The organism is Luteibacter sp. P4_D7_3, assembly GCF_056401735.1.
Map to the genome: position 1 here is coordinate 1 of NZ_JBFUIT010000178.1, position 8,203 is coordinate 8,203.

7 protein-coding genes and 1 pseudogene are annotated in these 8,203 nt (G+C 63.9%); 2 read left to right on the forward strand and 6 right to left on the reverse strand.

Translation table 11 applies throughout. The annotated features are described in order from the left end of the window. Window positions 1–1,167 (reverse strand): hypothetical protein (locus AC1DSN_RS14700; protein ID WP_477331338.1); only part of this gene is annotated, 1,167 nt, incomplete at its 3' end. Between AC1DSN_RS14700 and AC1DSN_RS14705 the strand changes: the two genes are divergently transcribed. Further along, window positions 1,145–1,963, forward strand: coding sequence for an autotransporter outer membrane beta-barrel domain-containing protein (locus tag AC1DSN_RS14705; protein WP_477297602.1), 819 nt, complete (start codon window positions 1,145–1,147; stop codon window positions 1,961–1,963). The genes AC1DSN_RS14700 and AC1DSN_RS14705 overlap by 23 nt on opposite strands. A 376-nt stretch (window positions 1,964–2,339) precedes the next feature. Here AC1DSN_RS14705 and AC1DSN_RS14710 read toward each other — a convergent pair whose 3' ends face one another. Next, window positions 2,340–3,008 (reverse strand): hypothetical protein, encoded by a 669-nt coding sequence (locus AC1DSN_RS14710; RefSeq protein WP_213947635.1) that lies wholly within the window; start codon window positions 3,006–3,008, stop codon window positions 2,340–2,342. Window positions 3,009–3,173: 165 nt separating this feature from the next. On the opposite strand from AC1DSN_RS14710, the gene AC1DSN_RS14715 reads away from it, so the two are divergent. Next, window positions 3,174–3,680, forward strand: coding sequence for a J domain-containing protein (locus AC1DSN_RS14715; RefSeq protein ID WP_063572855.1), 507 nt, complete (start codon window positions 3,174–3,176; stop codon window positions 3,678–3,680). Here AC1DSN_RS14715 and AC1DSN_RS14720 read toward each other — a convergent pair. The 4 genes and pseudogenes from AC1DSN_RS14720 to AC1DSN_RS14735 form a co-directional block, all read right to left on the reverse strand. After that, window positions 3,677–5,077: a TIGR03013 family XrtA/PEP-CTERM system glycosyltransferase gene (locus AC1DSN_RS14720; RefSeq protein ID WP_477331340.1), complete on the reverse strand. Its 1,401-nt coding sequence runs from the start codon at window positions 5,075–5,077 to the stop codon at window positions 3,677–3,679. The genes AC1DSN_RS14715 and AC1DSN_RS14720 overlap by 4 nt on opposite strands. 149 nt (window positions 5,078–5,226) lie before the next feature. After that, window positions 5,227–6,897: a GMC oxidoreductase gene (locus AC1DSN_RS14725; RefSeq protein ID WP_477331342.1), complete on the reverse strand. Its 1,671-nt coding sequence runs from the start codon at window positions 6,895–6,897 to the stop codon at window positions 5,227–5,229. A gap of 61 nt (window positions 6,898–6,958) precedes the next feature. After that, entirely contained in the window at window positions 6,959–7,969 is a 1,011-nt protein-coding gene (locus AC1DSN_RS14730; protein ID WP_477296359.1) for an NAD-dependent epimerase, read from the reverse strand. Window positions 7,970–7,985: 16 nt separating this feature from the next. After that, window positions 7,986–8,203, reverse strand: a pseudogene (locus AC1DSN_RS14735) (Vi polysaccharide biosynthesis UDP-N-acetylglucosamine C-6 dehydrogenase TviB); the annotation flags it as partial.

Sequence of the window (8,203 nt, forward strand, 5' to 3'; positions counted from 1 at the left end):
CAATTGGAAGGTCGAGGAGCCTTGGTCAAGAATATATTCACCTGGCGCTCCCATACTATTTAGGTATGTGACTTTGACCCGACCTGACACGTCAGAAAATTCGATGGTCAAGAAGTGTTGGTTCCGTGCCGTCCCTTCTTTGCATTGAAAGCTCAAGTTGTCCGTCTGCGAGGTATTCGAGGTATTGATCCTTAGTGCCGACCCATCGGTTCTGACGTCGAAGAGCGGCGGTACGGGGCCAACGGCTACGAGGCCGAAATCTTTCGACATGCCAACGGGAATGGTAGCCGCCGGGTCTAGTGAGAAGTCATGGATATTTCCAACCTGCGCGGCGACCGGATATGTTCCGTAGTGCGGCGGTGTTGCACTGTCGCTCACCATGATCTCCGCGCGGCCGTTGTTGATGGCCTGGATGATGCCGTTTGTGGCGTCGGTGACCTTGACGTTGGGGCCGATTGATTTGTACAGATACGGTGGCACGCCACCGCTGGCCTGGTGGCCTTGCGTGGGGTTGGTATCGGTCAAGGTGAGGAGCGAGGTGTCGATCTCGAAGGGCACCACTACGTCGATCTGGAACGTCACGGTCGCCGATGGCACGGTCACGCCCGTACCCAGCCGGCGCACGCTATAGCTGACAACCACGTTGCCGCCGGTGTTCTGGACAATAAAGTCACGACCCGCATAGTCGGCCGGTGGCTTGGCCGCATCGGCGACCTTGTAAGTCTGCGTGCGGGTGGACACGATGCCGACCCAGCGATAGGTGATCTCGTCGCCTTTGGCGATGCGGTCGTAAAGCGGCGTCTGGAGCACAGCTTCCGTGCTCGCCGGGTCGAGGAAGCCGCCGTTTTCGATGAGGCTGCCTTTGTCGTCTTTCACKACGGGCGCAGGCAACGGCTGTTCGGCACTGCCGCGGCGCACACGCAGATCCAGATGCGCCGACTCCTGTTCCTGCAGGGCGCGGATGAAAGCACGGCGGCGCGTGCTGTAGGGGACGACGCGGTAATAGCCATCGATCCGTCCATCGAGGAATTTCAGGATATCGACCTGCGCAACGGTGAGGCTGAGTGGCCTGACCGTGGTGACTTGCCGGTCGGCCTGGTAACGCACGGGCGTGCCATCGCCGGCGGTGCCGTCGAGGAACAGCGTGACCGTGTCGTTGAGCGCCATCGTCGGGTACACGTCGAACCTGTCGTTCCAGCGCTACGGCTACGACTTCGACCAGCAGGTCAACGCATTGCAGGTCGGCGGCAGCCTCATCGCGCTCGATGGCGACAACGGCACGTTGCGCGCGGGTTGGGCAGCTGACCACGGCACGACGCGTGTCACACCCAAGGCAGCCGACGGCAACAGCTCGGCGAAGTACAACGCCAATGGCATGTCTGCCTGGATGACTTGGCAGCATGGCGGCGGCCTGTGGGTCGACGGTGTGCTCGGTTCCACGCGCTACCGTGGTGATGTCGGCACGGACCTGCGGGGCGGTGACGTCGGCACGGTGCGTGCGAATGGCTGGATCATGTCGGTCGAGACTGGCATGCCGTTTGCGCTGGGCAACGAATGGACCGTCGAGCCACGCTTCCAGCTGAAGCACCAGTCACTGAATTTCCGCGACTTCACCGACGGCGATGGACTGGACGTCCGCCTGGGTACCGCGAAGCAGACGAGTGCGACGGTGGGCGCACGCCTCATGCGCACTGCCAACCCGGTATTCATGCCGTACGCCAACCTCGATCTCACGCATACGAGCAACGGCGACCCGAGCGCGGACGTGTCCAGTGCGGACTGGGGCCTTGCCGATCGCTTCGGGTCGGGGCGCGTGGGCAATGCGTACAAGGTGGCTGCGGGTGCGGTCAGCCAGCTGGGCGAGCACGTTCAGGTTTTCGGTGAAGGCACGTACCAGCACTTCGTCGGYAGCTATGGCATGCGGGGTTGGGCAGGTAACGTGGGGGTTCGCGTTACGTTCTGAGTGGGTTTCTCGTTGGTCGACACCGCGGGGCCGCGTGCGAGGTGCGCTCTATGCATCCAGCGTCCCTTGCGCGTTCGTGCTCAGTCTGAGGCGTCCGTGCCCTTGGCGTCCCTGCGCAGACTGAAGCGGCCTTGCTCCCTGCATATTCCGTGGCGTTTCCTTCGACTCGCCGCGGCCCTGGGTGTCGGGAGCCAAAGCTAATCCCATGTAATTGCGAAGAAAATAGGTCGATGGTTGTAGGCGCCAACGTACGATTTCGGACAGGTACCGTGACAGGTATCGACCTCATGTTGTCCGTCATTTGAATCGAGCGGCGACGCGAAAGGGCCGCAGGCGATCCGTCAGCACTCACGAACGTCCGAAATCGGACAGCCGCTCAGCGGATCGCGATGATCCAGAGGGCGGCACCTTGCACGGGTGCGACGGTCCAATGCACGCGATAGGTACCTGCGGCATTCACCTGACGCCAGGCCACCGCGCCTTGGACGCCACTTTCGTCGGGTAGCTGCACGAAGGCATCAATGAGTTGAAAGCCGTCGCCAGGTGTTGCCGTCATGCTCTTGACGCCACCGTCGCCCCACCAGAAAGCCAGTAGCGTCGCCGGGCCATCGACGGTGATGTCGTCACTGGCGACGATGAGTGCCTTGTCGGCGTAGTTCTGCGCAAAGGCCTGTACGCGCGATGCGTTGCGCACTTCGACGAAGGGTAGGGATAGTTCGCCTTTGGGCTCGCCGGGCTTGGCAATGGAAACCGTGTGCGCGGGACCACCTTTTCCCGCCACGGCCACATAGGCGCGGACATCGAATCGATCCCCATAGTCGGCATAGGTGAGGGGGTGGCCCAAGGCTTTCCACCGGTTTCCGTAGCTATCGACCGGTGGGCTGTCATTGTTGCTGTAGCCCGCGTTGAACACGACGAACACGCTTCCGGTTGCCTGGGTGTCCACAGCCGGCGTCACGGCAGGGCTGACGCCCAGACCCTCGCCCTGGCCAAGGAAGACGTGGGCGCCGAGGGAGGGGGGTGGGGCGTCGGTGGCGAACGACATCACAGATACTCCGAGCAGGAGCCCTGCCAGCATGAATCGGCGTGCCTGGCGCATCGGCCCTCTCCAAAAGTTGTACTTGCAAGGTGTCCGGGCGTGGGCCACCCTTGGCCGGGCGACGGTTCGCACGACGATACGTCGTGCACGTCGCGACAGGGGAGCCGCACGGTGGCCGATGAAACCGACTTTCTCGACCTTTACGGCAAGCTCCGCCTGGAGCCGAACTGCTCGTTGGCCGAGTTCAAGCAGGCCTACCGGCGACACGTTGCAGCCTGGCATCCGGATCGCCGTCGCGGCAGCCGCGCCGACACCCTCGCCGCCGCGCGTCTTCAGCGCCTTACGGCTCAATACAGCGCGGCGATGGAATTCCACCGGCGTCATGGGCGCTTGCCCGGCGCGGCGGCGTTACCGCGTACTGCCGTGTTAGTGGCGGATAGCACGGAAGCCGCCGTATATGTCGAGAACGATCTGCCCACCGCGGCCGTCGCTGCTTCCGGCACGCAGGGTGGCGACGAACGCTTCGAGGAAACGCCCCTGCGGGCATGGCGCACTCGCTGGCTCTGGCTTGCCGCGCTGGTGATTGTCGCGGTGATCGCATGGTCGCTGATTCCCGTCGGCGGCACGGATGACGACGATGCCGCGACCGAAACCGTCAGCATGGCATCCACGCCTTAGCGCGCTCCGCGGCCGAACAACACCACCTCGACCGTCTCGATCAGGATCACCATGTCGAGGAAGAGGTTGTGGTTCTTCACGTAGAAGAGGTCGTACTTGAGCTTCTCCGCGGCGTCTTCCTCGGAAGCACCGTAGGGATAGCTCAGTTGCGCCCAGCCGGCGAGACCCGGCTTGATGCTGTGGCGCAGGTTGTAATAGCGGATCTTCGTTTCCAGGTCCGACACGAACTGCGGACGTTCCGGGCGCGGACCGACGATGCTCATGTCGCCACGGATCACATTCCACAGCTGCGGCAGCTCATCGAAGCGTAGCTTGCGGCAGATCCGGCCGACGCGCGTAATCCGGTCGTCGTTGCTCTTTGCCCAACGTGCCACGCCGTCCATCTCGGCGTCGGTACGCATGCTGCGGAACTTGTAGAGCCAGAAGGGACGGCCATGCTCGCCGACGCGTTCCTGACGGTAGAAAATGGGCTGGCCGCGTCCGGACTCCACGCGAATGAAAAGCATCACGCCAAGCATGATTGGCCAGCAGAGCAGGGCGATCGCGAGCGAAGCGACGATGTCGAAGCTACGTTTCAGGAAGACAGCCGCCGGTGATGCGTTGAAGCCGCCGGAGAAAACCAGCCACGAAGGGTCGAGCATGGTCAGCTGCACACGACCCGCCTCGCGCTCGACGAAGGTCGTCAGGTCGGTGATCTGCACGCCGAGCTGACGGCAGGCGAGGAGGTCGTCCATCGGCAGGCTGCCGCGGCGATCGTCCACGCCGACCACGATCTCGTTGAGGTGTTCGCGACGCGCGAGTTGGGCCAAGGATTCATCGCGCGCCAGGAGAAGGTTCTCGGGCACCATGACGGTTTCGTTCGGGCCTTGCAGGTAGCCGATGAGGCAGAAGCCGCGACGGTCCGACCGACGGCGCATGCGGTTGTGGATCTGCGCGGCGCGTTGTCCCGCGCCTAGCACCGCCACGCGCCGCTTCAGCGACTCCATCTCTACCAGTCGCATGAACAGGCCGCGAAAGGCCGCCGTGGCGACGAAGGCGATGAGCAGTGCCATGCCGAGCACGCCGCGACCGACATAGGCCTGCGGAATCACGTAGTAGCCGACCACCAGGGCAAGACCGCCCAGCACGAAGGCGATGGCGTGGCGTGCGAGCTGGCCCCGCCAGCTCATGCGCAACGTGGAGCGGTATTCGCCGAGTGCCGCCATGCCCAGGAAGATCACCGCCGCGAACATCACCGCACGCGCGGTCAGTGTCTGTGTCGATGCGGCGAGGTCGTCGGGCGATGGGGCGAACCGGATATAGGTCGCGACGTTGAGCGAGGCGGCCAGCAACAGCAGTTCACAGGCACCCATCAGGATAAGCCAGCGAACGATCGGCTGTCTGAAAAGACGGATCATCGTGTTCCCCTCCGCACGTTGTCCGARCGTGTCGATACATGGAGGCTAGAAACCTGGGCACGTTCTGTCGATTGCACTTCCGGTCGTCGCACGGCTAGGCCAAACGGCCGCCTGATGCATCGGTGTATCGCCCCCCTGTAACACCAGCGTTACAGGCCGGACTCGGCGACGCTCAACAACACACGCAGTTGTTCCGCCAGACGAAGACTCAGCGCAATCAGAGTGAAGGTCGGGAATGCCCAACCACCGGTGGGGAACACCGAACTGCCGGCGACATGAAGATTGGCGACGCCGTGGACCTTGCCCTGGGTGTCGACGACGCCTTGTGTCGCGTCCTCGGCCATGCGCGTGGTGCCCATGTGGTGCGCCGTGCCGTGCACTTCCGAAGGCGCATCGACGTCGGTTGTCCATGCAGCGGCATCGAACCGTCCCGCGCAGGCCTGCGCCAGGCGATCGCCCGTCAATGCACCGAGTACGCGATGCGTATGCCGGTCGAGTTCGGTGAGGCGCCAGTCCACGCGGACACGGCGCAGGCCCAGTGCGTCGCGCGTGTCGTCGAGCGTGACACGGCTGTCGCGATTCGGGGCCTGCTCGAAGAAGCCGACGAGCTCCACGCGATCGCTGCCCACCGTGGGACGATCGCTCACTTTTGAAGCCACCGCGCGGATGACATCACCGATGTGCAGGCCGAGTCGCATCGCACTGATCGCAAGGTTCTGTGGCATGGCGATGGCTGCCGCACCGCCGGGCCCGTTCTGCAGGGCTGCTGAAAGGCGCGCTTCCAGCAAGGTGGCTTCATCGCGCGCCGGCGGGCGCAACGCGGCGCGTACATCGCGCAGGGCGCGGATGCCGCGGGGTACGTCACCCTCCACCGCGAACGGATGGACGCGCGCATTGAGGGTGTGGTGCTCGCGTTGGGCTGCCGGTGAAAGGCCGATTTCCGAGGCGACCGATGCGCGTATCTTGCCTATCGTGCGCTCGTAGGGCCGGGTGAGGCGGTCAGGGTGTTCCGACCGGATGCTGCCGATCGCACCGCTGGGATGGTCCATGAAGTAGCGGCCGACAAGGTCGCGATCGTTCCCCAATCCCTTCGGCGCCACACTGTCGGAGAGCAGCAGTATGCGCGCGTTTTCGATGCCGCCCGCGGCCAGTACGTAATGCCGCGCACGCACGTGCCCGCGCCGCCCGTCGAGCGAGCCGATCGTGGCGTCGGTTACCGTCGTCGCGTTCTCGCTCGCGCGCAGTTCCATCACGTTGGCATGCAGCAGCACGGTGACATTGGCCGCCTGGCCGAGGGCGTCGCGGTATGCGTCACCGAAGGTGATCGGGCTGCGCGCGAAGATGAAATTGACCATGGCCTCGGCGTCGAGATCGAGCGGGACTCGCGGCGTCRGCCCGTCGAACGTTCCGGGGCGAAACGCGTGTTCCGGATCGATCTGGCAGAACTCACGCGCCTTCGCGTACCACGGTGCGAGGTCGGCATAACGCAACGGCCAGCCGCTATCGGGCACCCAGTCGCGCGGCTCGAGATCGGTATTGGCCAGCGGGATGCAGCCACCACCCCAAAGCGTGCAGCTTCCCCCGAAGACGCGCATGCGCGAGGTGCCGGCGTCGAATGGGGTGCTCCCTGCGGAGCTTCCTTCGTAGAGCGACTGACTGCGATCCTCGCCAGTGAGGCCGCCACCTTCGATCAGGCAGACCGTGGTCGAGGTGCCGATGAAGGACCGTGCAATCGCGATGCCGGCAGGGCCCGCGCCAATGACACAGAGATCCGCCTGATAGTCGGCAGCGGCCGACCTGTCGAGGTAGTCGATGATCACGGGGTGTATCTCCCAGCGTCGTGAGTCGTGTGTTGTTGTTGTTCTTGTTGTGCGGCGAGTCCTACGCCCGGTAGTAACCCCGATACCAATCCACGAACTTGCCCACGCCCTCGCTGACGTCCACCTTGGGCAGATAGCCGGTGGCCTGGACCAGGGCGGAAACGTTGGCTTCGGTGTCGGGTACATCACCGGCCTGCAGGGGGAGCATTTCCATGCGTGCCGTTTTATTAAGGCATTTCTCGAGCACCCGGATGTACTGCATGAGCGCCACCGGCTTTTCGTTGCCGATGTTGTAGATACGGTAGGGCGCAACGCCGCTGGAGCCCGGATCGGGTCGGTCGCCCGACCAGTTCACATTCTTTTCGGGTATCTGGTCCAGCGTGCGCAATACGCCTTCGACGATGTCATCGACATAGGTGAAGCTGCGCTTGTGATGACCATGGTTGAACACCTGGATAGGTTCATCGGCAAGGATCGCCCTGGTGAACAGGAACAGCGCCATGTCYGGGCGGCCCCAGGGGCCGTAGACGGTGAAGAAGCGCAAGCCGGTGCAGGGCACGCCGTAGAGATGCGCGTAGCTGTGCGCCATCTGTTCGTTGGCTTTCTTCGAGGCGGCATAGAGCGTCAGTGGATGTTCGGTCGGCTGGTGCTCGGAGAAGGGCATACGCGTATCCGCGCCGTAAACCGAGCTGGTCGAGGCGAAGACCAGGTGCTCCACGCCGTGACGACGGCAGCCCTCGAGGACGTGCAGGAAGCCGGTGACATTGCTGGCGATGTAGACGTGCGGATTCTCCGCGGCATAACGCACGCCGGCCTGCGCCGCGAGGTTTACCACCCGTTGCGGCTTGTGCGTGACAAAGGCGTTTTCGACGGCGTCGCGGTCGGCGAGATCGGCGTGGATATGGGTATAGCCCGGCTGGTTGGCGAAACGCGCCAGCCGTGCCTTCTTCAGTTCCACGTCGTAGTAGTCCGACATGCTGTCGAAGCCGATCACTTCATCGCCGCGCTCGAGCAGGCGCATGGCAACGTGCGAACCGATGAAGCCAGCCGTGCCGGTGACGAGGACTTTCATGCTGGAGAGGCCGCGGTCAAAGCCGTCCGTCCACCGCATCGCGCGGCAGCACGTACTTGACGTCGTAGACCACGGAATCGGCCTTGCCGAAGGCGCGGATGCCTGTGGCGCCCAAGGCGACAAATTCGCGATGGCCCACGGCGACGACCACGGCGTCATAGGCGCCATGCGCCGGGTCGGCCATGGGCGTGATGCCGTATTCGTGCTCGGCCTCACTGGCACGCACCCAGGGGT

Bases quoted from the DNA above. Each gene is read 5' to 3' on its own strand.
- AC1DSN_RS14710 (WP_213947635.1), bottom strand. From the start codon at position 3,008: ATGTCGTTCGCCACCGACGCCCCACCCCCCTCCCTCGGCGCCCACGTC.
- AC1DSN_RS14720 (WP_477331340.1), bottom strand. From the start codon at position 5,077: ATGATCCGTCTTTTCAGACAGCCGATCGTTCGCTGGCTTATCCTGATG.